The organism is Cupriavidus sp. P-10 (assembly GCF_003402535.2).
In the GTDB taxonomy this organism is placed as follows: Bacteria; Pseudomonadota; Gammaproteobacteria; order Burkholderiales; family Burkholderiaceae; genus Cupriavidus.
Map to the genome: position 1 here is coordinate 3694023 of NZ_AP025170.1, position 22951 is coordinate 3716973.

18 protein-coding genes are annotated in these 22951 nt (G+C 68.5%); 15 read left to right on the top strand and 3 right to left on the bottom strand.

Annotated features, from left to right (window positions below; translation table 11 throughout):
• The first annotated feature begins 2 nt into the window (after window positions 1-2).
• From cobN to CTP10_RS17050, 11 genes are all read left to right on the top strand, one after another.
• A complete protein-coding gene (gene cobN, locus CTP10_RS17000; RefSeq protein WP_116320081.1) occupies window positions 3-4019 on the top strand; it encodes a cobaltochelatase subunit CobN in 4017 nt (1338 codons plus the stop codon).
• A 38-nt stretch (window positions 4020-4057) separates the two neighbouring features.
• Window positions 4058-4567 (top strand): MotA/TolQ/ExbB proton channel family protein, encoded by a 510-nt coding sequence (locus CTP10_RS17005; protein ID WP_116320082.1) that lies wholly within the window; start codon window positions 4058-4060, stop codon window positions 4565-4567.
• A complete protein-coding gene (locus CTP10_RS17010) occupies window positions 4564-4923 on the top strand; it encodes a DUF2149 domain-containing protein (protein ID WP_116320083.1) in 360 nt (119 codons plus the stop codon). Before CTP10_RS17005 ends, CTP10_RS17010 begins: the two co-directional genes overlap by 4 nt.
• A gap of 42 nt (window positions 4924-4965) precedes the next feature.
• Window positions 4966-5775, top strand: coding sequence for a ChaN family lipoprotein (locus tag CTP10_RS17015; RefSeq protein ID WP_116320157.1), 810 nt, complete (start codon window positions 4966-4968; stop codon window positions 5773-5775).
• Window positions 5776-6139: 364 nt separating this feature from the next.
• A complete protein-coding gene (locus tag CTP10_RS17020; protein ID WP_029046453.1) occupies window positions 6140-7108 on the top strand; it encodes a Bug family tripartite tricarboxylate transporter substrate binding protein in 969 nt (322 codons plus the stop codon).
• A gap of 262 nt (window positions 7109-7370) precedes the next feature.
• Window positions 7371-7844, top strand: a complete 474-nt coding sequence (locus tag CTP10_RS17025; protein ID WP_116320084.1) for a tripartite tricarboxylate transporter TctB family protein — start codon at window positions 7371-7373, stop codon at window positions 7842-7844.
• A 28-nt stretch (window positions 7845-7872) separates the two neighbouring features.
• On the top strand, window positions 7873-9387 hold the full coding sequence (locus tag CTP10_RS17030; RefSeq protein WP_116320085.1) for a tripartite tricarboxylate transporter permease: 1515 nt from the start codon (window positions 7873-7875) through the stop codon (window positions 9385-9387).
• Window positions 9388-9503: 116 nt separating this feature from the next.
• Window positions 9504-10562 (top strand): AbrB family transcriptional regulator, encoded by a 1059-nt coding sequence (locus CTP10_RS17035; RefSeq protein WP_116320086.1) that lies wholly within the window; start codon window positions 9504-9506, stop codon window positions 10560-10562.
• Window positions 10563-10635: 73 nt separating this feature from the next.
• Window positions 10636-11058 (top strand): PaaI family thioesterase, encoded by a 423-nt coding sequence (locus CTP10_RS17040; RefSeq protein ID WP_116320087.1) that lies wholly within the window; start codon window positions 10636-10638, stop codon window positions 11056-11058.
• Window positions 11058-11978 (top strand): patatin-like phospholipase family protein, encoded by a 921-nt coding sequence (locus CTP10_RS17045; RefSeq protein ID WP_116320088.1) that lies wholly within the window; start codon window positions 11058-11060, stop codon window positions 11976-11978. Before CTP10_RS17040 ends, CTP10_RS17045 begins: the two co-directional genes overlap by 1 nt.
• Before the next feature lie 66 nt (window positions 11979-12044).
• Window positions 12045-13526 (top strand): dihydrolipoyl dehydrogenase family protein, encoded by a 1482-nt coding sequence (locus CTP10_RS17050; protein ID WP_116320089.1) that lies wholly within the window; start codon window positions 12045-12047, stop codon window positions 13524-13526.
• A gap of 80 nt (window positions 13527-13606) precedes the next feature.
• On the opposite strand, the gene CTP10_RS17055 is transcribed toward CTP10_RS17050, so the two are convergent.
• Window positions 13607-15073, bottom strand: a complete 1467-nt coding sequence (locus CTP10_RS17055) for a sensor histidine kinase (protein WP_116320090.1) — start codon at window positions 15071-15073, stop codon at window positions 13607-13609.
• 1 nt (window position 15074) lies between these two features.
• Window positions 15075-15749, bottom strand: coding sequence for a response regulator (locus CTP10_RS17060; protein ID WP_116320091.1), 675 nt, complete (start codon window positions 15747-15749; stop codon window positions 15075-15077).
• Window positions 15750-16055: 306 nt separating this feature from the next.
• Between CTP10_RS17060 and CTP10_RS17065 the strand changes: the two genes are divergently transcribed.
• Window positions 16056-17117: an ABC transporter substrate-binding protein gene (locus tag CTP10_RS17065; protein ID WP_442875129.1), complete on the top strand. Its 1062-nt coding sequence runs from the start codon at window positions 16056-16058 to the stop codon at window positions 17115-17117.
• A gap of 38 nt (window positions 17118-17155) precedes the next feature.
• On the opposite strand, the gene CTP10_RS17070 is transcribed toward CTP10_RS17065, so the two are convergent.
• Complete coding sequence (locus tag CTP10_RS17070; RefSeq protein ID WP_116320093.1) at window positions 17156-17902, bottom strand: TetR family transcriptional regulator; 747 nt, start codon at window positions 17900-17902, stop codon at window positions 17156-17158.
• A 471-nt stretch (window positions 17903-18373) separates the two neighbouring features.
• Between CTP10_RS17070 and CTP10_RS41270 the strand changes: the two genes are divergently transcribed.
• From CTP10_RS41270 to CTP10_RS17080, 3 genes are all read left to right on the top strand, one after another.
• Window positions 18374-18478, top strand: a complete 105-nt coding sequence (locus CTP10_RS41270; RefSeq protein ID WP_116320158.1) for a primase-helicase zinc-binding domain-containing protein — start codon at window positions 18374-18376, stop codon at window positions 18476-18478.
• On the top strand, window positions 18475-19725 hold the full coding sequence (locus CTP10_RS17075; protein WP_116320094.1) for an efflux RND transporter periplasmic adaptor subunit: 1251 nt from the start codon (window positions 18475-18477) through the stop codon (window positions 19723-19725). Before CTP10_RS41270 ends, CTP10_RS17075 begins: the two co-directional genes overlap by 4 nt.
• 72 nt (window positions 19726-19797) lie before the next feature.
• On the top strand, window positions 19798-22950 hold the full coding sequence (locus CTP10_RS17080) for an efflux RND transporter permease subunit (protein ID WP_116320095.1): 3153 nt from the start codon (window positions 19798-19800) through the stop codon (window positions 22948-22950).
• The last annotated feature ends 1 nt before the right edge of the window (window position 22951 follow it).

A 22951-nucleotide genomic window follows, 5' to 3' on the forward strand; every position in this document is an offset into this window, starting at 1 on the left:
GCATGTCCCCACAAAACATAACCGGTCGCTGCCTCTGGGCGCTGCTGTGCCTGCTGGTGTGGATGGGCGCGGCGCAGGCTGCCACGCCGCGCATCGCCATCCTGACCAGTTCGCCGGTGCCGGCCGGCAAGTTCGGCCCGCTGCGCGAGATGGCGCAGGCGCAGGGCATGACGCTCGATGCGCAGTACCTGGAGCGCATGGCGGCGCAGGACATCGCGCCGTTCATCAACAACGCAGACCTGCTGATCGTCGATGCGCCGCGCGACCACATCGTCACCGCGACGCTGCAACGCCTCGGACCTTTGTGGACCGAAGCGCGCGTACCGCGCGTACTGATCGCCACCGACCGCTACGAAGCACACGGCGTCGACGACAAGCTCGCGGTGCAACTGCATGCGTACTACGTCAACGGCGGCCGCGGCAACTTCGGCGCGATGATGCGCACGCTCGCGGCACAGCAGTTCCGCCTGCGCGGTGACGACGGCATTCCGGCACCCGTGGTGTTTCCCAAGGCCGCCTATTACCACCCGAAGCTGGCAGGCGTGATCACCACGTCGCCGCAGGACGCGCTGGCCGCATCGGGCAGCAGCGGTCCGGTGATCGGCATTGCCATCCACCAGGCCTATGTGTCCGGTCTCGACAGCGCCTTTATCGACGACCTGATTGGTCGCCTCGAAGCACGCCATGCGCGCGTGCTCACGTTTTACGGCCCGGTGATGGATGCCGACGGCATCACGCGCATGGCGATGCCCGGCGGCAAGCGCCTGGTCGATGTGCTGATCAACGGCCAGATCATGCTGAACCCGCACGGCCGCAAGGCCGAATTCGAGAAGCTCGACGTACCAGTGACGCAGGTCATGCCCTATCGCAGGGGAGATGCGCAGGCGTGGCAGGACGACCCGCACGGCATCAGCCTGACCGACACGCCGTTCTACCTGGTGCAGCCCGAACTGGCCGGCGTGATCGATCCCATCCTGGCCGCTGCCACGGCCAGGGGCGACGGCGCCATCGTCAGCCTGCCCGCGCAGCTCGATACGGTGGCCGACAAGGCGTTGGCACTGGCACGGCTGCGCCACCTGCCCAACGCCGACAAGCGCGTGGCGATCCTCTACTACAACTACCCGGCCGGCGAGAAGAACCTGTCGGCGTCGTTCCTGAACCTGCCCAGGAGCCTGGCCAGCACGCTCGCCGCGCTGCGCGCCGCGGGCTATACCACCGAGGCCGCAGACGAAGCGCGCTTGCAGCGCGACCTCGGCGCATTGCTCGCACCGTTCTATCGCAGCGGCAAGCTGGAGCCTTTGCTCGATGCCGGCCTCGCGGTGTGGATGCCGATGGCGCAATACCGCCGCTGGTACGACGCGCAGCCGGCACCGTTCCGTGCGGCGGTGGCGCAGCGCTGGGGCAACCCCGAGCAATCGGCGATGGCGGCCACGCACAACGGTGAGGCCGGCTTTGTGATCCCGCGCCTCCAGCTCGGCAACGTGGTGCTGACGCCGGTGCCGCCGCGCGGCGAGCGCAATGAATCGGACGAGAAGGCGCTGTACCACTCCACCACCACGCCGCTGAACCACTTCTACATGGCGGCCTACCTGTGGGCGCGTACCGGAGATGGGGGTCGAGAGGCGCTGGTGCACTACGGCACGCATGGCACGCAGGAATGGACGCCGGGCAAGGAGCGCGGCCTGTCTGTCACCGACCAGCCCTACCTCGTGCTGGGCAGCGTGCCGGTGATCTATCCGTACATCGTCGACGACGTTGGTGAAGCGATCCAGGCCAAGCGTCGCGGCCGCGCGGCAATCGTCAGCCACCAGACGCCGCCGTTCCGGCCGGCGGGCCTGCATACCGACATGGTATCGCTGCACGATCAGTTGCATGCGTACCTGCAGCAGGACGAAGGCGCGGTGAAGGACACCATCCGCCGGCAGATCCTGTCGCGCAGCGCGTCGATGCACCTGTACGAGGACATGGGCTGGACCGCCGCGCGTGCGCGCTCGGACTTCACTGGCTACCTGGATGCGCTGCATATCCACCTGCATGAACTTGGCGGGGCGCTGCAGCCTTATGGCCTGCACACGTTCGGGCAATCGCAGGACGACGGGCTGCGGCTTTATACGACCATGGCGATGCTCGGCAAGGACTGGCTCAGGCGCGTCTTCCCCGAGGAGCCCGAGGAGCTGTTCGCGGTCGACTACGCGCAACTTGCGCAGACGCCGCCTTATGCGATGGTGCGGCGCTACGTGGCCGAAGGCGCATCGCTCGATGAACTGGGCGACGCGCGCCAGCGCGAAGACATGCAGCGTGCGCGGCAGCTCTATGCCAGCCTCGATGCATCGCCGGAAAATGCCGGCTTGCTGACCGCGCTGGCCGGCCGCCACCTGCAATCGGGAACGGGCGGCGATCCGGTGCGCAATCCCGACACGCTGCCGACCGGCCGCAACCTGTACGGCTTCGATCCCTCCAGGGTGCCCAGCCGCGAAGCGTGGAAAGCGGGCCAGGCCGCCGCCGAGGCGATGATCGCCGACTGGCGCAAGCGCCATGGCCGCTATCCCGACAAGCTGGCGTTCTCGCTGTGGAGCGTGGAGACCATGCGCCACCAGGGCATGCTCGAAGCGCAGGCGATGGCGGTTCTGGGCGTGCGGCCGAAATGGGATGACGGTGGCCGCGTGGTTGGCGTCGAACCGATTCCCGCAGCTGAATTGGGACGCCCGCGCGTGGACGTGGTGCTGTCCGCGACCGGACTCTATCGCGACCACTTCCCTAACCTGATGAAGTGGCTGGCCGAGGCGGTGAAGCTCGCCGCTGCGCAGCCGGAGGCGGACAACGTCGTCGCCGCGAACACCCGCGCGGTGCGCGAACGGCTGGCGAAGCTGAACGTTCCCGCCGACAGCCTCGATGCGCTGGCGGTGACGCGCATCTTCGCCAGCGAATCGGGCAACTACGGCACCGGCCTGAACGATGCGGCGATGGCCACCGACACGTTTGGCAGCGGCCGCGAGGCCGACGCCAGGCTGGCCAGGCTGTACCTCGCGCGCATGCAGTACGCCTACGGTCCCGATGAGCAGCACTGGGGCGAGGCGCTGCCGCAGGTCAACCTCTATGCCGAGAACCTGAAAGGCGTCGACGGTGCGCTGCTGGCGCGCAGCTCCAACCTGTACGGCATGCTGACCACCGACGACCCGTTCCAGTACCTTGGTGGCATCGGGCTCGCCGTGCGGCACCTGACCGGCAAGGCGCCAGAGTTGCTGATCTCGAACCTGCGCGATGCCAGCAACGCGCGCACCGAGACCGCCGCGAGCTTCCTCGCCAGCGAGCTGCGCACGCGCTACTTCCATCCGGGCTGGATCGAGGGCATGAAGGCCGAGGGCTACAGCGGCGCGCTGAACGTTCTCGACACCGTCAACAACTTCTGGGGCTGGACCGCGGTCTCGCCCGAGATCGTGCGTGACGACCAGTGGACCGAGTTCGCCGAGGTCTATGTCAACGACAAGCACAAGCTCGGCCTGAACGAGTGGTTCGAGAAGAACGCGCCGCAGGCCCAGGCCCAGGTGATCGAACGCATGCTCGAAGCCGCGCGCAAGGGCTACTGGAAGGCCGACGACAGGCTGCTGAAGACGCTGGCGCAGCGCTACGAAGCCCTGGCGCAGCGCCACGACATCGTCAGCAACAACCGCGCCTTCAACCAGTACCTGAAGCAGCAGGTGCCGGCGCAGACGCAGGCGCCGGGCTATGGCATGCGGCCGCCCGCTGCGGCGCCACGTCCTGCGCCCGCGGCAACGCCTCCAAAGCCTGCCCCCGCGGCACCAACGCCAGAGCCGCCGCCCGGGCCCGCCCCGAACCAGCCGCAGCCGGTGCACGGCATGCAGCTGGTCGAACGCAAGCCGCCCGCGGCCGAGATCGTGCCGGTGCTGTCGTGGCTGGCAGGCGGCATCGCGCTGGCGGCCGCTATCGCAGGCGGCGCGCTCAGCGCGCGGCGGCGCCAGGCCGATGCCGGCGGCAGCTGGCTGCCCGGACGGCGCTGAGGCACCGAAGATATCCATCGCATCCAAAGAGACGAGACATGACACCCACCCTGCTTGAAACCCTGATGTACGACGTCGGCCAACTGTTCCTGATCCCGACGCTCGCGCTGATCGCGCTGCTGTTCCTGTACGCTTTCTGGGCGCTGGGCGAATTCGCGATGCAGGCCTGGCTGCGCGCGCGCCATCCCATTGCCAGCGGCCGCGGCTACGTGCTGGTGGCGTGGGCGCGGCGCAACAAGGTGGCCGATGCCGATGCGCTCGACGTCGCCGCGCACCGCTTGCTGGAGCGCCCGCGCATCGCCACGCGCGTGGCGCCGATGCTGGGGCTGGTGGCCACCATGATCCCGATGGGCCCGGCGCTGAAGGGCCTGTCCGGTGGCAACCTGGCCAATGTGGGCGAGAATCTCACCATCGCCTTCTCCGCGGTGATCCTGGCGCTGATCGCGGCCAGCATTACTTTCTGGGTGGTCAACGTGCGCCGCCGCTGGCTGGCCGAAGAACTGGTGTGGCTGGGCAAGTCCCACCCGCAATGGGAGGTCGACGCATGAAATTCCTGGAAGATAGCGAAGCCGACGATCCGATCCTGTCGGTGGTGAACCTGATCGACGTGTTCCTGGTGGTGATCGCCGCGCTGCTGGTGGCGATCGCGCAGAACCCGGCGAATCCGTTCACGCATGACGACGTGACGGTTATCACCAACCCCGGCAAGCCGAACATGGAGATCGTGTCGCGCCAGGGAGAGAAAGTGGTGCGCTACCAGGCCAGCGGCCAGGTCGGCAGCGGCGACGGCATCAAGGCCGGCGTGGCGTACCGGATGAAGGACGGGTCGATGGTGTACGTGCCGGAGCAGCCCGCGCAGGCGGGCGGCGAACAGGCATCGGCGCCGGGGACCACAACCAGATAAAGGAACCATGGCGTGATCTCATTCCGCTTGTGCGCGGCCGGCATGCTGGCTGCAAGCTTTGCCGTGCTGAGCGCCGGCTGTGCGACCCCGGGCCCTTCGCCAGCAGCAGTCAGCGCCACCTTTGCCGGCAAGCCCTACGTGCTGCTGGGCGAGGTCCACGACAACGCCGACGGCCAGCAGCAGCGGCTCGGCGCGCTCACGCGCGCGGTCGAGCAAGGCTGGCGCCCGGCCATCGCCATGGAGCAGTTCGACCGGGAACGGCAGGCCGATATCGACCGCGCCCGCCGGGAGCGGCCCAGGGATGCCGATTACCTGATCGCGCAGGCCGGCGGCGGCGCCTGGCAGTGGCCGCTGTACCGGCCGGTGGTGGCGCTGGCGCTGCAGTACGACCTGCCGCTGGTGGCGGCCAACCTGTCGCGCGCGGATGCGGGCAAGATCGTGCGCGGCGGGCTGGACGGGCTGTTCCCGGCGGACGAGCGGCAGAAGCTTGGCCTGACCGGAGAGTTGCCGCCTGACCTGGTGGCGGCGCAGACCGCGGTGCTCGACCGCGGCCACTGCGGCAATTTCCCCAAGGCGATGCTGCCCGGCATGCTGGCCGCACAGGCGGCGCGCGACGCGGTGATGGCGCAGGCGTTGCGGCCCTACGCGCAGCGTGGGGCGGTGCTGATTGCCGGCAACGGGCATGTGCGGCGCGATGTCGGGGTGCCGCGCTGGCTTGCTGGCGAGGCCGGCAAGGTTGTCAGCGTGGGCTACGTGGAGAGCGCGCCGGCGGACGGCGAGTTCGACATGGCAGTGGTGGTGCCGGCGGTGGCGCGCAAGGATCCTTGCCTGCAGGCGAAGCCGGCGGGGTGAGCGCTGTTTGGCTGTTGCGGGGCCAGAGCCACCACGAAGTCCCGCCCCCCCACATGCCAATCCCACGCCATCCACGTAAACCCCGACCCCGTCCCGCCCCTTTTGACAGCCTTTTGACAGTTTCCCCCGCCTAGAATCCGCCCCATGGTCGCTAATCCCGGCCTGATGTTCACCAATAATCCAAGAACAGTCCCGGCCACGCCCCGCCGCGCCCGGACAGGAGACAACCCCGGCAGCGCCCCGCGCGCCGCCGGCAGGCCGTGTCCCCGTCCCCGGCAACGCTCAGGCTGCCGCCGGAACCCCGGGTCGGATCGCGGTCGCCAGTGACTGGCAAGCGATCACCGGTACAACCAAGGAGACCGCTATGCGCCGTTCGATTTCCCGTTTCGCCCATGCCGCGCTGGCATCGGCCGCCGTTGCCGCCACCGTCGTTGCCGCGCCCGCCTATGCGCTGGACAGCGTCAAGGTCATGATCGGCGCCAACCCCGGCGGCGGCTACGACCAGACCGGCCGCTCGCTGGGCGCCGCGATGATCGCCGCGGGCCAGGCCAAGACCGCTTCGTACGACAACAAGGGCGGCGCAGGCGGCACCATCGCACTGACGCAGTTCGTCAACACCGACAAGGGCAACCCCAACGCGCTGATGGTGGTGGGTGCGGTGATGGTCGGCGCGATCGAGACCAACAAGCCGCCGGTCACGCTGAAGAACGCCACGCCGATCGCGCGCCTGTTTGCCGACACCATGGTCATCACCGTGCCGGCCAGCTCGCCGATCAAGTCGATCAAGGACCTGACCACGCAACTCAAGGCCAACCCGGGCAGCGTCAGCTGGGGCGGCGGCTCCAAGGGTTCGATCGACCATATCCTGGCCGGCCTGGTCGCCAAGGAAAGCGGCGTCGATCCCAAGAAGATCAACTACGTGCCGTTCCAGGGCGGCGGCGAAGCCTCGGCCTCGATCATGGGCGGCCACGTGACGGTGGGCATCGCCGGCGTGTCTGAGTTCCTGCCCTTCATCAAGAGCGGCAAGATGCGCGCGCTGGCGGTGACCTCCAAGGACCGCACCGCCGACATCCCGACGCTGAAGGAGCAAGGCGTCAACGTCGAGATCTACAACTGGCGCGGCGTGTATGGCGCGCCCGGCACCACGCCGGAGCAGCGCAAGGCCATGATCGACGCGGTGGTCAAGGCCACCGAGAGCAAGGCCTGGAAGGACACGCTGCAGAAGAACGACTGGACGCCGTTCCTGCTGACCGGCGACGAGTTCGGCAAGTTTGTCGACAGCGAATCGACCCGCCTGGGCGGCACGCTGCGCGAGCTGGGCGTCGCCAAGTAAAGCCCGCTGCCGCGCGAACCCGGCGCGGCCCGAAACACCCCGCATTTCCGCATCAGAACCGCTTTACCTGTCGTGCCTGCCAACACCGCCGGAGATCCCGGCGGCAGGAAAACGGCATGGGGCCCGGTGTCCACCTGCGATACCGAAGACAACAACCATATGTCGCCGGGCCCCATTGCCGCGCGGGCCTTGACGTCAGACGGCTAAGCCAGCGTCGCGGACGCCAGCCCCCCTTGCTGGCGACAAAGGCCAAGGAGTCTCCATGAAACCCTCGCACGTTGCCATCGGCGTTGCCGTCCTGGCGCTTTCGCTGTTTTTCTTTGTGGGCCTGTCGGGCATTACCGGCGAAGAGGGCTATGCCGGCCTGTCGCCGCGCTTCGTGCCCACGCTGGTGGCCGTCGGGCTGGCCGTGTGCGGCGCGCTGCTGACGTGGCAGGGCGTGCGCGGCGGCTTCCGCAACATGCCGGAGGAAGATGCCGAGCTGCCCAACGCGCCGCACAACTTCAAAGGCTTCCTGTGGGTGGCGGCCGGCCTGGTGCTGAACATGGCACTGATCGGCACGCTCGGCTTCGTGTTTTCTTCCACGCTGCTGATGGTGTGCGTGGCGCGCGGCTACGGCAGCCGCCGCATCGTGCGCGACGTGATCGTGGGCCTCTGCATCACGGTGCCGATGTGGGCGCTGTTTGAATTCCTGCTCGGCATCAACCTGCCGCTGCTCCCCATCGCCGGCTTCTGAGCCCGCCCGTCCAGCAAGGAGTCTTCGAATGGAAACCCTGAACATGCTGATGCACGGCTTTGCCGTCGCGATCACGCCGATCAACCTGATGTGGGCCCTGGTGGGCTGCTTCCTCGGCACCGCCATCGGCGTGCTGCCCGGCATCGGCCCCGCGCTGACGGTGGCGATGCTGCTGCCGCTGACCGCCAAGGTCGAACCCACTGCTGCGCTGATCATGTTCGCCGGCATCTACTACGGCGCGATGTACGGCGGCTCGACCACGTCGATCCTGATGAACACGCCGGGCGAGTCTTCCACCATGGTCACGGCCATGGAAGGCAACCTGATGGCCAAGAACGGCCGCGCCGGCCCGGCGCTGGCGACCGCGGCAATTGGCTCGTTCGTGGCGGGCACCATCGCCACCGTGATGCTGTCGCTGTTCGCGCCGGTGGCGGCCGACGTGGCGCTGCAGTTCGGCCCGGGCGAATACTTCATGATCATGCTGCTGGCCTTCACCACGGTCTCCGCGGTGCTGGGCTCGTCGCTGCTGCGCGGCATGACGGCGCTGTTCCTGGGCCTGGGCATCGGCCTGATCGGCATGGATTCGCTGTCGGGCCAGACGCGCTACTCGATGAACGTGCAGGAGTTGTACGACGGCATCGACATCGTGGTGGTTGCCGTTGGCCTGTTCGCCGTGGGCGAGGCGCTGTTCAATGCGTTCTTCCCGCAACCGGACGGCACCTTCAACAAGCTCGGCTCGGTCCACATGAACAAGTCGGACTGGAAGCGTTCGTTGCCGGCGTGGCTGCGCGGCACCTTCATCGGCTTCCCGTTCGGCCTGATCCCCGCGGGCGGCGCCGAGATCCCGACCTTCCTGTCGTACGCGACCGAGAAGAAGCTGTCGGACCACAAGGAAGAGTTCGGCAAGGTCGGCGCGATCGAAGGCGTGGCCGGCCCGGAAGCCGCCAACAACTCGGCCGTGACCGCGACGCTGGCTCCGCTGCTGACGCTGGGCATCCCCACCTCGAACACCACCGCGATCCTGCTGGCCGCGTTCCAGAACTACAACCTGCAGCCGGGCCCGATGCTGTTCCAGACCTCGGGCGACCTGGTGTGGGGCCTGCTGGCGTCGCTGTATATCGGCAACGTCATGCTGCTGGTGCTGAACCTGCCGGCGATCGGCCTGTGGGTGCGCATGCTGCGCGTGCCGACGCCGCTGCTGTACGGCGGCATCCTGATCTTCGCCGGCCTGGGCGCGTACGGCATCCGCCAGTCGTGGTTCGACCTGCTGCTGCTGTTCGTGGTCGGCCTGCTCGGCATGGTGATGCGCCGCTTCGACTTCCCGACCGCGCCGGTGATCGTCGGCATGATCCTGGGGCCGATGGCGGAGAAGCAGCTGCGCAATGCGCTGTCGATCGGCCAGGGCGACTGGACCCTGTTCGTGCGCCAGCCGATCTCGGCCACCATCCTGGCTCTGACGGTGGCGGTGGTGGTGATCCCGCGCCTGCTGCGCTGGCATGCCGCGCGCGGCTCGGCACACGCGCAGGCTGACAACGCGGCGTGATGCGCGTTAGCATGCGGTAGTGTCTCCGGGGCCCGGCGCCATGGCGTGCGGGCCCTTTGCATTTCCACCCTTGGAAAACAACAAGCGCCGGCGCCCCCGCGCCAGGCCGCTGACCGATGAGTCTTGCCGCCAACCGCTGGCTGTCCGCGGTGCCCACGCTGGCACTCGGGCTGGCCGCCGCCCTGCTCTGTACTGTCCTGCATACGCCGTTGCCCTGGATGATCGGACCGCTGCTGGCCGTCGCCACGGCGCGCATGTGGGGCGCCGACCTGCGCGCGCCGTCGCAGGCGCGCAATGCCGGACAGTGGGTGATCGGCGCGTCGCTCGGCCTGTATTTCACGCCGGACGTGGTGGCGCGGCTGGTGGAGTTCCTCCCCTATATCGTTGCCGGCTCGCTGTTCGCACTGGCGATGGGCGCGGGCGGCGCGCTGATGCTGCGCCGGACCACCGGCGTCGCGTTCAAGACCGCCTACTTTTCCACAGCCATCGGCGGCGCTTCCGAGATGGCCAACCTTGCCGAGCGCAATGGCGCACGCATCGACCAGGTCGCGGCGGCGCATTCGCTGCGCGTGCTGATGGTGGTGGTGACGGTGCCGGCGATCTTCCAGTACGGCGGCATCCATGGGCTCGACACGTATATCCCCGGCCCGCGCGTGGTCAGCGCGCCGGGCCTGCTCGCGCTGGTGGCGATCACGCTGAGCGTGGCGCTGCTGGTCAGGCGCCTGAACATGCCCAACCCGTTCGTGATCGGCACGCTGCTGGCGGCAGCGGTGCTGACGGCATCGGGCATCGAGCTGTCGGCGATCCCGACCTGGATGAGCCGTGCCGGCCAGCTGCTGATCGGCGTGTCGCTGGGCGTGCGCTTCTCGCGTGAGTTCCTGCACACCGCGCCGCGCTTCCTGTCGGGTGTGGCGCTGTACACCGTGCTGGCGCTGGTGGTGTCGGCGCTGTTCGGCTGGGCGCTGTCCGCGCTGTCGGGCGCCCACCCGGCCACGATGATCCTGGCCACCACGCCCGGCGGCATTGCCGAGATGTGCATCACCGCCAAGGTGCTGGAGCTGGGCGTGCCACTGGTGACGGCCTTCCATGTGATCCGGATGGCCTTCGTGGTGCTTGCCACCGGCCCCCTGTATCATTGCCTGAAGCATCGCGTCGCGCCGGGGGAGACAGCGTAAGGTCGGCCACGGGTCCGCCACGGGCCGGCCACGGGCGCGGCTAAGGAACATGGATACAAGAACGAGGACCGCCATGTCTGAAGCATCACCGCAACTTGCCCTTGCCGACATCGACGCCACGCTGGAGCGCGTGCTGGCGCCGTGGGTGCGCCAGCTCGGCCTGCGTGCCGAAGCCGTCGATGCAAAAGGCGTAACGCTGCGCCTGCCTTTCAACGAATCATTTCGCCACGCGGGTGGCGTGGTGTGTGGCCAGGTGCTGATGTCGGCGGCCGACACCGCCATGATCGTCGCCGTCGCGAGTGCGCTCGGCGGCTTCCGCCCGATGACCACGGTCTCGCTCACCACCAACTTCATGCGTCCCGTGATCGACGGCGACGTGCTGGTGCGCGCCAACGTGCTGCGCCTGGGCAAGACCGTGGTGTTCGGCGAGATCGAGCTGACCGGCACCGACGGCAAGCTGGCGGTGCAGGCCACCACCACCTACGCGCTGCTCTGATGCCGGTGAGCGCGGGCGCCAATCCCGCCAACCCCTTCGACCAGGTCGTCTTTGCCGGCGGCGGCAACCGCTGCTGGTGGCAGGCGGGCTGGTGGGACACGGTCGCGCCCGAGCTGCAGCTGCGGCCGCGCGTGATCGCGGCCATCTCCGCCGGCGCGGCTACCGCGTGCATGGTCTATGCGCATGATTCGCACCAGACCATGGATTACTACCGCGAGGTGCTGTCCAGGAACCGCCGCAATGCCTACTGGGGCAACCTGCTGCGCAACGAGCGCGTGTTCCCCCACTACGGCATCTACCGCACCGCCCTGCTGACGATCTTTGCCGACGGCCGCCTGGCGCACCTGCAGCAGGCGCCCGAGATCCGCATCGGCGTGGCGCATATCCCGCGCTGGAGCGGCCCGCGGCTGGCGGTGGCGGCGGGGCTGCTGGCCTACAACATCGACAAGCATGTGCTCAAGACGCTGCACCCGCGGCTGGGGCGCAAGCTGGGCTTCCGGCCGGAGTTCGTGCGCGCGCAGGACTGCGCCTCGCCCGAGCAGCTGGCCGACCTGCTGCTGCAGTCGGCGTCGACGCCGCCCTTCACACCCGTGCTGCGCCGCCAGGGCCGGCCGGTGCTGGACGGCGGGCTTGTGGATAACGTCCCGGTCGATGCGCTCGACGCCGCGCCGGGCAATGTGCTGGTGCTGGTGACGCGGCTCTATCCGCGCCCGCGCCGGTTTGTGCTGGAACACGTTCTCGAACAAGGCGGCCAGCGCCGCCTGTACTTGCAGCCCTCGGAACGCGTGCCGATCTCGAGCTGGGACTACACCCGGCCCGATGCCATGACGCACGCCTACGAACTCGGCCGCCGCGACGGGGAAACTTTCCTGCGCGAGTGGCCGTCGATCCTGAATACCGAACTGCGGCCGGCCGCCTAGCTTCGCGGCGAGGCACCGGCCAGATCGATTGTCGATGCGGCCCGCGGGCCGCGACAGGAGGCATGGATGACCGAGCGCAAGACAACCCCCACCGCAACGCAGGGGACCAACGAACCGCGGCGTGCCCGCCAGGTCAGCGCGGCGCCGCCCGTGGAGCGCGTCCCGCGCGCCCGCGGCCAGGGCGGCAAGCGCCGCAACGGCAAGGCGCGCGACGCCGACCTGGTGGTGATCGGCGGCGGCTCCGGCGGCGTGGCCTGCGCGCGGCGCGCGGCGGCGCACGGGGCCCGCGTGATCCTGGTCGAGCGCGATGCCATCGGCGGCACCTGCGTCAACCGCGGCTGCGTACCCAAGAAGATGCTGTCGTATGGCGCCTCGTGGGCGGCGATCCTGTCGGGCTGCCTGTCGCACACCGGCGGGCACGAGGACTGGCGCGACTCCATCGTGCGCGTCAATGCCGAAGTGGCGCGGCTGAACGCGGGCTACACCCAGCGCCTGCATGAATCCGGCGTGGAAATCCTGCGTGGCGACGCGCGCGTTACCGCGCCCGATGAAGTCCGCGTCGGCGATGAAACCATCCACGCGCGCCGCATCCTGATCGCCACCGGCGCGCGCCCGCGCACGCTGGACGTGCCCGGCGGCGAGCTGGCCGCCAGCTCCGACGATGTCTTTACCTGGCAGACGGTGCCCGCCTCGGTCGCCGTGATCGGCGGCGGCTATATCGGCGTGGAGCAGGCATCGATCCTGTCGCGCTACGGCGTCAAGGTCGACCTGATCGTTTCCGGCGACCGGCTGCTGCGCCACTTCGACCATGACATCGGCGCTGCGCTGGCCGATGCGCTGACGGCACGCGGCGTGCGCGTGCACCTGAACGCCGAAGTCAACCTGTTGAGCCAGGCCAACGGCGCGGTGGAAGTCTGCTACCGCCCCACCGACCGCCCCGGCCAGACCGAGGCCGTACGCGCGCAGGCCGCGCTGGCGGCGATCGGGCGCATCTCCAATGTGCAGGGGCTGGGGCTGGAAGAACTCGGCGTGGCGTTTGGCGACAAGGGCGGCATCCATGTCGACAAGCAGTACCGCAGCAGCGTGCGCAAGGTCTACGCGATCGGCGATGCCACTGACGGCTTGCAGCTGACGCCGGTGGCGACGGCACAGGGCCGCTGGCTGGCCGACCGGCTCTATGGCCAGCGCGGCGAGCGCGCGGACTTCGATTTCGTGCCCACCGCGGTGTTCTCCGAACCTGCCATCGGCGCGGTGGGCATGACCGAGGCGCAGGCGATCGCCGATGCCGGCAAGCCCGAGCGCATCCGCACCGTGGTCAAGCGCTTTGTCTCGCTGGAAAACCGCTTCGGCGGCACGCAGCACCAGAGCGTGTTCAAGCTGGTGCTGAACGCGCGCAGCGGACGCGTGCTTGGGGCCCACCTGATGGACAACGCCGCGCCGGAGATCGTGCAGGCGCTGGCGGTGGCGCTGCGCCTGGGCGTGCGTGAGTCGCACTTGCAGACCACGGTGCAATTGCATCCGACGGTGGCGGAGGAACTGTTCAGCTAGCTGCTTGCCGCCGGTTTGCTCCCCTCTCCCGCTTGCGGGAGAGGGAGACCAGAGTCGGTCGCGATGCGTTCTTGGCCGGGTTATTCGCCGACAGGCAGCTTCAGCACCGCCCGCACCCCGGTGCCCTGCAGCCCTTCGCCCAGCTCCACCGTGCCGCCGAAGCGCGACGCCATTTCGCGCGAGATTGCCAGCCCGAGCCCCGAGCCGGGCTCGGCGTTGCCCACGCGGCGGTAGAAGCGCGCAAAGACCTTCTCGCGCTCCTCGGCCGGGATGCCCGGCCCGTCGTCTTCCACGATCAGGCAGGCCGCTTCGTCGTTGCGCCTTGCCGACAGGGTGATCCGGCTGCCGCGTGGCGAGTACTGGATCGCGTTGTGCACCAGGTTCGCCAGCGCCTCGCGCAGCAGCGCGGGATCGGCGCGCACCGGCAGCTTCAGCCCAGGCACCGGCTCCCAGCCGAAGTCCTGCTGCTTGCCGCGCGCCAGCGGCAGGTAGTCCAGCGCCACCTGCTCGGCCACGGCGACGGCGTCGATGATGTCGATGGCATCGGCTTCCTGAGCGTTCTCGCCGTGGTGCTGGCGTACCCGCGCCAGCGCCAGCAACTGGTTGGTCAGGCGCGCGGCCTGCTCCAGCTGCGTGACGATGCCGCCCACGGCCTCGCCCGCGGCGCGGCGCGCGGCTTCCGGATCGGGATCGCGCAACTGGCGCTGGGCGTATTCCGCCTGCGTCTTCAGGATCGCCAGGGGCGTGCGCAACTGGTGCGCGGCATCGGCAATGAACTGCGCCTGCGACTGCGCCATCGCCGCCGAGCGCGACACGTGCAGGTTGACCGCGTCGACCAGCGGCCGCACCTCGGATGGCACGCGCTCGAAAGCCAGCGGCGCGAGGTCGTCGGGCGAGCGCGCCTCCACGTCGTCGCGCACGCGCCTGAGCGGGCGCAGCACGTAAGTGACGCCGCCCACCAGGATGGCCGCGCTCAGCAGGATCAGCAGCAGGTCGCGCGCCAGCGCGCTGCGCCATACCGTGGCGATCAGCGCGCTGCGCGGCTCGGCGGTCTCGGCGACCTGGATGATCACGCGCATGCGCGCGTCGGGCCGGTACACGGGGCGCGCCATCACGCCAATGCGCACCGCCTCGCCCAGGTACTCGGTATCGTAGAAACGCGGCTGGTTGTTGACGAGGTTGCCGGCGGGCAGCGGCAGGTCGTCATAGCCGGTAATGGTTTCCACCTTGCCGGCGCGTTCCAGCGACACGCGGTAGTACACATGGGTCTGCGCCGCGCTCTCGAACATTTCCATGGCGGCGTCGGGCAGCGTGAGCTGGATGCTCTCGCCGGCCATGCCGATGGCGTTGTCGATGGTGCGGATCGAGCCGTACAGCGAGCGGTCGTAGGCGCGGTTGGCGGCATCGCGCAGCGTGCCGTAGGTAAGCCAGGTGTCGATCGCCATCATCGCCGCCAGCGCCGGCACCAGCAGCAACAGCAGCTGGCGGCGCAGGCTGCCGCGCCGCCACAGCAGTATGGGATGGCGCGGCCCGAGGCGAAGGCGCATGTCAGCGGCCGGCCTCGGGCTCCAGCAGGTAGCCGAAGCCGCGCAGCGTGACGATGGTGACGCCGTGTCCGGCCAGCTTCTTGCGCAGGCGGTAGACCAGCACTTCGATGGCGTCCGGCGAGACATCGGCATCGAGCGAGAACACCTTGTCGAGCAACTGCGCCTTGGTCAGCGGCTGGCCGCTGCGCGCCAGCAGCGCGCCGAGGAGCGTCGATTCGCGCGGCGTCAGCGCCAGCGGCTGGCCATCGAGCGTAAAGCTGCGGGTCTCGCCGTCGAACACCAGCGTGCCGCACTGCAGGCGCGGGTGCGCGCGGCCGCGGCTGCGGCGGATCAGCGCCAGCAGGCGCGCTTCCAGCTCGGCGATGGCGAAGGGCTTGGGCAGGTAGTCGTCGGCGCCGAGGTTGAGGCCGCGCACGCGCTCGTCGAGCGTGTCCTGCGCGGTCAGGATCAGTACCGGGGTGCGGTCGTCGCGCCCGCGCATCGACTTGAGCACCGCCAGCCCGTCCTTGCCGGGCAGGCGCAGGTCGAGCACGACCGCGTCGTATTCCTCCGCCTGCAGCCGTGCCTCGGCCTGCAGGCCGTCGGTGACGTGTTCGATCACGAAGCCGCCCTGCTCCAGTGCGCGGGCGACCCAGCGTGCCAGTTCGACTTCATCCTCTACCAGCAGGATGCGCATGCCGGTCCTCCTCCTCTGCCGGTTCTTGATGGCGGCCCCGGCGCTATGGCGCGCCTGCCGCGGGCGCCTATAATAACCCCGCCCCGCCTGTCCCGGCGTGCCCGCTGCAGGGCCGCCTTCCAGTTCCCGACCACCGTGCCAAAGCGTCCGCCCCAGCAGTCCGCTTCCATGCCGCCCGCGGCGCATGGGTCGCCCGCCCTTCCTGCATCACATCACGCATCACCTGCCTCGCCGCAGCGCCGCCGGCTGGTCGGCGCCTCGCTGCTGGCCGCGGCTTCGCCGTCGCTGCCGCTGCATGCCCAGTCCATGCTGCCGTCGCCGCCGCCGGGCTACCCGTCGGGGTATGACGCCACCATTGGCCGCGCGCTGCGCGAAGGCGAGGTGGTGGTCTATGGCTCGACCGACCTGGAAGTGGCGCGGCCGCTGATCACGGCGTTCGAGACGCGCTATCCCGGCATCCGGGTGCGCTACGAGGACCTGAACACCGTCGACCTGAACCAGCGCTTCCTGGCGGAAACCGCCGCGCTTGGCAGCAGCCGCCCGGCGCCGGGCGCACGTTATGCCGACGTGCTGTGGAGTACCGCCATGGACCTGCAGATCAAGCTGGTCAACGACGGCAACGCCCAGCGCTACGCCTCGCCGGAGCGCGCCGGGCTGCCCGGCTGGGCGGTGTGGCGCGACGAGGCCTGGGGCACCACCTTCGAGCCCGCGGTGATCGTCTACAACCGCCACCACTTCGCCGGCATGAGCGCGCCGCGCAGCCGCACCGGGCTGGCGCGGCTGCTGCAGGAGAATGCGCCGCGCTGGCGCGGCAAGGTAGTGACATATGACGTGGAACGCTCTGGCGTCGGCTACCTGCTGGCGCAGCAGGACGCACGCATGGGCAGCGAATTCTGGTACCTGGCGCAGGCGCTGGGGCGCGCCGGGGTGCAGTTGTCGTCGTCGACCGCCGAGATGGTCGAGTGCATCGCCAGCGGCGAGCTGGTGATGGGGTACAACCTGCTTGGCTCTTATGCGCTGTCGCTGATGGAGCGCGGCGCCGCGATCGACGTGATCGCGCCGCGCGACTACACGCTGGTGATGTCGCGCGTGGCTTTTATCGCCCGGCGCGCACCGCGGCCCAATGCCGCGCGGTTGTGGCTGGATTTCCTGCTGTCGAGAGAAGGGCAGGCGCTGCTGGCCAAGTCGACCACGCAGCTCTACACCATTCGCACGGATACCGACAGCGTGCATACCGCCGCGGCGCTGTCGGAGCGCCTGGGCTATGCGCTCAAGCCGATCAGCGTGGGGCCGGGCCTGCTGGCCGCGCAGGACACCCTGCGCAAGCGCGCCTTCCTGGCGCGCTGGCACGAAGCGGTACGCGGCTAGCCCAGGCGGCTGTCAGGGAGATCAGGGAGGTCAGGGGATCAGGGCACCAGGTCGCTGGTGTCCAGGCCCGCGGCCTTCTCGGCCTGGATGCAGGCCTGCTCGCACAGCGTCGACAGTTCGTCGTCGAGTTGCGCCATCGGGCGCGGCATGTAGCCGAGCCGCAGCGCGGGGGAAAGTCTCAGGGTATCGATGAAAGCGTCCGCCATGCGCTCGGCATTGGCGTCGAGGTCGAAGTCCTCGGGCGAGAACAGCCAGTGCGCCAGCACGCCGCCGATGCTGGCATGGAAGGCGTTGACGGCCAGGTCCAGGTCGAGGTCCTCCGGCAGCTGGCCGCGCTCGCGCGCCAGGCGCAGGTGCTCGCGGATCTTCACCAGGCCTTCCTTGTGCGACTGGCGCTGGCGCTCGAAGATGGCGCCGTTGTCCTGCACCATCTCGCACTTGTGGAAGATGATCTCGAAGACGCGGCGCAGGCGCGGGTTCACCACGGTCTGGCGCATCACGTAGGCGCAGATGTCGCGCACGCCGCCAAGCGGGTCCTCCTGGCGCGCGATCCGCTCCGGATCGCACAGCGCTTCCACCGGCAGGTGCACGCGGTCGCACATGGCGGCAAACACGTCGCTCTTGTTCTTGAAGTGCCAGTAGATCGCGCCGCGGGTGACCCCCGCCGCTTCGGCGATGTCGGCCAGCGACGGCCGTGCCACGCCGCGGGCGTGGAACACGGTTTCGGCCGCGTCGAGAATCCGGTGGCGCGTTTCCAGCGCCTCTTCCTTGGTGCGTCTGACCATTTCTGTCTCATATGCCGGCGGTGCATGGCCACGGTGGCCACGGTCCGGCGTGTTGAATCTACCCGGTGCAGCGCAAGGCGCGCGACGGGTCGTTGTCGTCACATGGCGATGTTGTCGCAAGCCCTGGGTCCGACAGGACGGCGCGCATCCTAACCCGAGTCGGCGGTTTGCGCCGGATCTGGATCAGGTTTGCCGGCTTTTCGTTGGAATCTGATGGTTCTCACCGGATTAGCCCCGACGGGATGTGCGTCCGAAAGCCCCTGTCGATGAATCGACTTAACATACATGCTTGAATGTATATATAATACGCGCTCGCCCGGCTTTCGGCCAGCCGCCCTTTGTGACATAGCCAGCACCTTGGGCGACTCCTTGCGCAGGCCAGCCGGTCGGCGATCCAGTCGTCATATAAAAGCCACCGTTCGTCGCATTCGTCACCGCGTCGACGCGATTTGTGGCTAGCATCACGCTTTTATCCGCTGCAAAAATTGCGGCGGGCTGCGTCGTTTCCGCTTTCCTGAGAAGGCAGGTCGGGGCGATGCGGCAGATCTCAAATTGCCATCATGGGGTTATCGATGAGGAAGTCCCAACGTATCAGCCGCGTTGCCACCTTTGCAGCCGCGGCGCTGTCGGCGCTGGCGCTCACTGCCTGCGGCGACAAGAAGGCCGAGGGCGGTGCCCCGCCGCCGCCGGAAGTCGGCGTGGTCACCGTGACGCCGTCGCCGGTCGCCGTCGTCAATGAACTGCCGGGCCGCCTCGAAGGCGTGCGCACGGCCGAAGTGCGCGCTCGCGTCGAAGGCATCGTGCTGTCGCGCAACTACACCGAGGGCGGCGAAGTGAAGGCCGGCCAGGTGATGTTCCGCATCGACCCGGCGTCCTACCAGGCCGAGCTGTCCTCGGCCCAGGCCGCGCTGCAGCGCGCCGAGGCCAATGCCGTGTCGGCGCGCCTGAAGGCCGAGCGTTACAAGCCGCTGGTGGCCGTCAACGCGGTCAGCAAGCAGGAATACGACGACGCCGTGGCCGCCGCCGGCCAGGCCAATGCCGACGTGGCATCGGCCAGGGCCGCCGTGCGCACCGCCCAGATCAACCTGGGCTACACCACCGTGACCGCGCCGATCAGCGGCCGCGCCGGACGTGCGCTGGTGACCGAGGGCGCGCTGGTGGGCAAGGGTGAGGCGACCAAGCTGGCGCTGGTGGAACAGGTCGACCCGATGTGGGTCACCTTCACCCAGCCGGCTTCGGAAGTCACGCGCCTGCGCCGCGCCATCGAGTCGGGCGCCGTCAAGGGCGTCAACGGCGGCGCCAACGTGCACCTGTACGTGGAAGACGGACGCGAGTACGAGCACACCGGCAAGCTGCTGTTCTCGGACATGACGGTCGACCCGACCACCGGCGCGATCACGCTGCGCGCGCAGTTCCCCAACCCGAAGCGCGAGCTGCTGTCGGGCACCTTCGTGCGCGTGAAGATCGAGCAGGGCGTGGATGAGAACGCGCTGACCGTGCCGCAGCGGGCGCTGATCCGCGGCGCGCAGGGCGCCACCGTGCTGGTGGTCGGCAACGACGGCAAGGTCGCCGCGGTGCCGGTCAAGGCGCCGCAGGCCATCGGCGACCGCTGGATCGTGACCGAAGGCCTGAAGGGCGGCGAGATGGTGATCGTCGAGGGCCTGCAGAAGGTCAAGGTCGGCGCGCCGGCCAAGGCGGTGCCATTCGTGCAGGCGGGTGCCTCGGCACCGGCCGCCACGCCGGCTTCGGCTTCCGCTGCCCCCGCCTCGGCCCCCAAGGCCGAAGCCGCGCAGCAAGCCAAGGCCGAGGGCAAGCAAGGCTGAACACCGCCGCGCCGCAGCAGCTGAAGCCAGCCGCCGCGGCACACAGGGCTAGACAAAGAGGGAGCCAGTCTTATGGCCAAGTTTTTTATCGACCGGCCGGTGTTCGCGTGGGTGCTCGCGCTGATCATCGTGCTGGGCGGGATGTTGTCGATCATGCAGTTGCCGATCGCGCAATACCCGAACATCGCGCCCCCCACGATCTCGGTCACCGCCACCTACCCGGGTGCGTCGGCCAAGACGCTGGAGGATTCCGTCACTTCGGTGATCGAGCAGGAGCTTAACGGCGCCCCCAACCTGCTCTATTACAACTCGACCAGCGAATCGACCGGCCTGGCGACGATCACCATCGCGTTCGCGCCGGGTTCCAACGTCGACCTGAACTCGGTCGAAGTGCAGAACCGCCTCAAGCGCGTGGAAGCTCGCCTGCCGGCCGAAGTGCGCCAGCAGGGCGTGCGCGTGGACAAGGCCGGGAACAACTACATGATGTTCCTGACCGTGTCGTCCAAGTCCGGCACGGCCAGCGCGATCCAGCTCGGCAACTATGTCTCGGCGCAGGTGATCGACTCGATCCGGCGCGTGCCGGGCGTGGGCCAGGCCGACCTGTTCGGCACCGAGTACGCCATGCGTATCTGGCTGGACCCGTCCAAGCTGACCGGCTACAACCTGACGCCGCTGGACGTGACCGCCGCGGTGAGCGAGCAGAACGTGCAGGTCGCCGTGGGCGAACTGGGCGGCACGCCCTCGCCCAAGGGCACCGAGCTGAACGCCACCGTCACCACCGAAAGCCGGCTGTCCACGCCTGAGCAGTTCGGCAACATCCTGCTGCGCACCAACCCCGACGGTTCGTCGGTGCGCATCAAGGACGTGGGCCGCGTGGAGCTGGGCGGCGCCGACTACTCGACGCTGGCCCGCACCAACGGCAAGCCCTCGGCGGCCATCGCCATCAAGCTGGCCCCGACCGGCAACGCGCTGGCCACGGCCACCGCGGTGCGCGCCAAGATGGAAGAGCTGTCGAAGAACTTCCCGGGGGACTACCAGTACTCGGTGCCTTACGACACCTCGGCCTTCGTCAAGATCTCGATCGAGGAAGTGATCAAGACGCTGCTGGAAGCCGTGGTGCTGGTGTTCCTGGTGATGTACCTGTTCCTGCAGAACTTCCGCGCCACGCTGATCCCGACGCTGGTGGTGCCGATCGCGCTGCTGGGTACGTTTGGCGCGCTGCTGGCCTTCGGCTTCTCGATCAACGTGCTGACCATGTTCGGCATGGTGCTGGCGATCGGTATCCTGGTGGACGATGCCATCGTGGTGGTCGAGAACGTCGAGCGGATCATGAGCGAGGAAGGACTCTCGCCACGTGAAGCCACGCGCAAGGCCATGGGCCAGATCACCGGCGCCATCGTCGGCATCACGCTGGTGCTGACCGCGGTGTTCATCCCGATGGCATTCTTCTCGGGCTCGGTGGGCAACATCTACCGCCAGTTCTCGCTGTCGCTGATCGCCTCGATGGCATTCTCGGCGCTGCTGGCGCTGACGCTGACCCCGGCGCTGTGCGCGACGCTGCTCAAGCCCGTGGAAGCCGGCCATCACCATGAGAAGAAGGGTTTCTTTGGCTGGTTCAACCGCACCTTCGCGCGCGCTTCGACCAGCTACCAGGGCGTGGTGGCGCGCATCCTCAAGCGCACCGGCCGCTACCTGATCATCTACGCGCTGATCATCCTCGGCGTGGTGGTGCTGTTCAAGCGCCTGCCGTCGTCGTTCCTGCCCGATGAAGACCAGGGCTACATGATCACCGTGGTGCAGCTGCCCAACGGCGCGACCCAGGACCGTACCATCGGCGTGCTCAAGCAGATCGAGGACTATTACCTGCAGAAGGAAAGCAAGGTGGTGGACCAGATGATCACGGTGGCGGGCTTCTCCTTCTTCGGCCGCGGCCAGAACGGCGGTATCGCGTTCGTGCGCCTGAAGGACTGGAAGGAGCGCACCGGCGAGGGCGAGAACGCGCAGGCGCTGGTCGGCCGTGCCTTCGGCGCGCTGTCGTTCATCAAGGACGCGATCATCTTCCCGCTCAACCCGCCGGCGATTTCCGAGCTGGGCAACTCCTCGGGCTTTGACTTCCGCCTGCAGGACCGCACCGGCCAGGGCCACGCCAAGCTGATGGAAGCGCGCAACATGATGCTCGGCATGGCCGCACAGAACCCGGTGCTGATGGGCGTGCGCCCCGAAGGCCAGGAAGACGCGCCGCAGCTGCAGATCGACATCGACCGCGAGAAGGCGCGTGCGCTGGGCGTGTCGGTGGCCGAGATCAACTCGACGCTGTCGATCGCGTTCGGCTCCAGCTACGTCAACGACTTCATCTATGAAGGCCGGGTGCGCAAGGTGATCGTGCAGGCCGACGGCGCCGACCGCCGCCTGCCGGACGACCTGACCAAGCTGCGCGTGAAGAACAGCAACGGCGACATGGTGGCATTTGCCGCGTTCGCGACCTCCAAATGGATCATGGGTTCGCCGCGCCTGGAGCGCTACAACGGCATGCCGGCGGTGAAGATCGCGGGCCAGGCCGCACCGGGACGCAGTACCGGTGAAGCCATGCGCGTGATGGAAGAGAACTTCGCCAAGCTGCCGCCGGGCTTCGGCTTCGAGTGGTCGGGCCAGTCGTATGAAGAGCGCCTGGCCGGCTCGCAGGAACCGATCCTGTACACGCTGTCGCTGATCATCGTGTTCCTGTGCCTGGCCGCGTTGTACGAGAGCTGGTCGATCCCGTTCTCGGTGCTGCTGGTGGTGCCGCTGGGCGTGCTCGGCGCGCTGCTCGGCGTGACGCTGCGCGGCATGCCCAACGATGTGTACTTCAAGGTGGGCCTGATCGCCACGATCGGCTTGTCGGCGAAGAACGCCATCCTGATCGTGGAATTCGCCAAGGACCTGCAGGCGCAAGGCAAGGGCCTGGTCGAAGCCACGCTGGAAGCGGTGCACCTGCGGTTCCGCCCGATCCTGATGACGTCGATGGCATTTATCCTGGGCGTGCTGCCGCTGGCGATCGCCACTGGCGCGGGCTCGGGCAGCCAGCGCGCCATCGGTACCGGCGTGATGGGCGGGATGATCACGGCCACGGTGCTGGCGATCTTCCTGGTGCCGGTCTTCTTCGTCGTGGTGCGCAAGCGCTTCAAGGGCAGCGAGCGCCAGCGCATGCTGGACAAGAAGTGGCATGACCCGCAAGAGGAAATCTGAC

What these genes read in the sequence shown, in the direction of transcription:
- cobN (WP_116320081.1), top strand. Translation starts at nt 3, where the DNA reads ATGTCCCCACAAAACATAACCGGTCGCTGCCTCTGGGCGCTGCTGTGC.
- CTP10_RS17005 (WP_116320082.1), top strand. Translation starts at nt 4,058, where the DNA reads ATGACACCCACCCTGCTTGAAACCCTGATGTACGACGTCGGCCAACTG.
- CTP10_RS17010 (WP_116320083.1), top strand. Translation starts at nt 4,564, where the DNA reads ATGAAATTCCTGGAAGATAGCGAAGCCGACGATCCGATCCTGTCGGTG.
- CTP10_RS17015 (WP_116320157.1), top strand. Translation starts at nt 4,966, where the DNA reads ATGCTGGCTGCAAGCTTTGCCGTGCTGAGCGCCGGCTGTGCGACCCCG.
- CTP10_RS17020 (WP_029046453.1), top strand. Translation starts at nt 6,140, where the DNA reads ATGCGCCGTTCGATTTCCCGTTTCGCCCATGCCGCGCTGGCATCGGCC.
- CTP10_RS17025 (WP_116320084.1), top strand. Translation starts at nt 7,371, where the DNA reads ATGAAACCCTCGCACGTTGCCATCGGCGTTGCCGTCCTGGCGCTTTCG.
- CTP10_RS17030 (WP_116320085.1), top strand. Translation starts at nt 7,873, where the DNA reads ATGGAAACCCTGAACATGCTGATGCACGGCTTTGCCGTCGCGATCACG.
- CTP10_RS17035 (WP_116320086.1), top strand. Translation starts at nt 9,504, where the DNA reads ATGAGTCTTGCCGCCAACCGCTGGCTGTCCGCGGTGCCCACGCTGGCA.
- CTP10_RS17040 (WP_116320087.1), top strand. Translation starts at nt 10,636, where the DNA reads ATGTCTGAAGCATCACCGCAACTTGCCCTTGCCGACATCGACGCCACG.
- CTP10_RS17045 (WP_116320088.1), top strand. Translation starts at nt 11,058, where the DNA reads ATGCCGGTGAGCGCGGGCGCCAATCCCGCCAACCCCTTCGACCAGGTC.
- CTP10_RS17050 (WP_116320089.1), top strand. Translation starts at nt 12,045, where the DNA reads ATGACCGAGCGCAAGACAACCCCCACCGCAACGCAGGGGACCAACGAA.
- CTP10_RS17055 (WP_116320090.1), bottom strand. Translation starts at nt 15,073, where the DNA reads ATGCGCCTTCGCCTCGGGCCGCGCCATCCCATACTGCTGTGGCGGCGC.
- CTP10_RS17060 (WP_116320091.1), bottom strand. Translation starts at nt 15,749, where the DNA reads ATGCGCATCCTGCTGGTAGAGGATGAAGTCGAACTGGCACGCTGGGTC.
- CTP10_RS17065 (WP_442875129.1), top strand. Translation starts at nt 16,056, where the DNA reads ATGCTGCCGTCGCCGCCGCCGGGCTACCCGTCGGGGTATGACGCCACC.
- CTP10_RS17070 (WP_116320093.1), bottom strand. Translation starts at nt 17,902, where the DNA reads ATGGTCAGACGCACCAAGGAAGAGGCGCTGGAAACGCGCCACCGGATT.
- CTP10_RS17075 (WP_116320094.1), top strand. Translation starts at nt 18,475, where the DNA reads ATGAGGAAGTCCCAACGTATCAGCCGCGTTGCCACCTTTGCAGCCGCG.
- CTP10_RS17080 (WP_116320095.1), top strand. Translation starts at nt 19,798, where the DNA reads ATGGCCAAGTTTTTTATCGACCGGCCGGTGTTCGCGTGGGTGCTCGCG.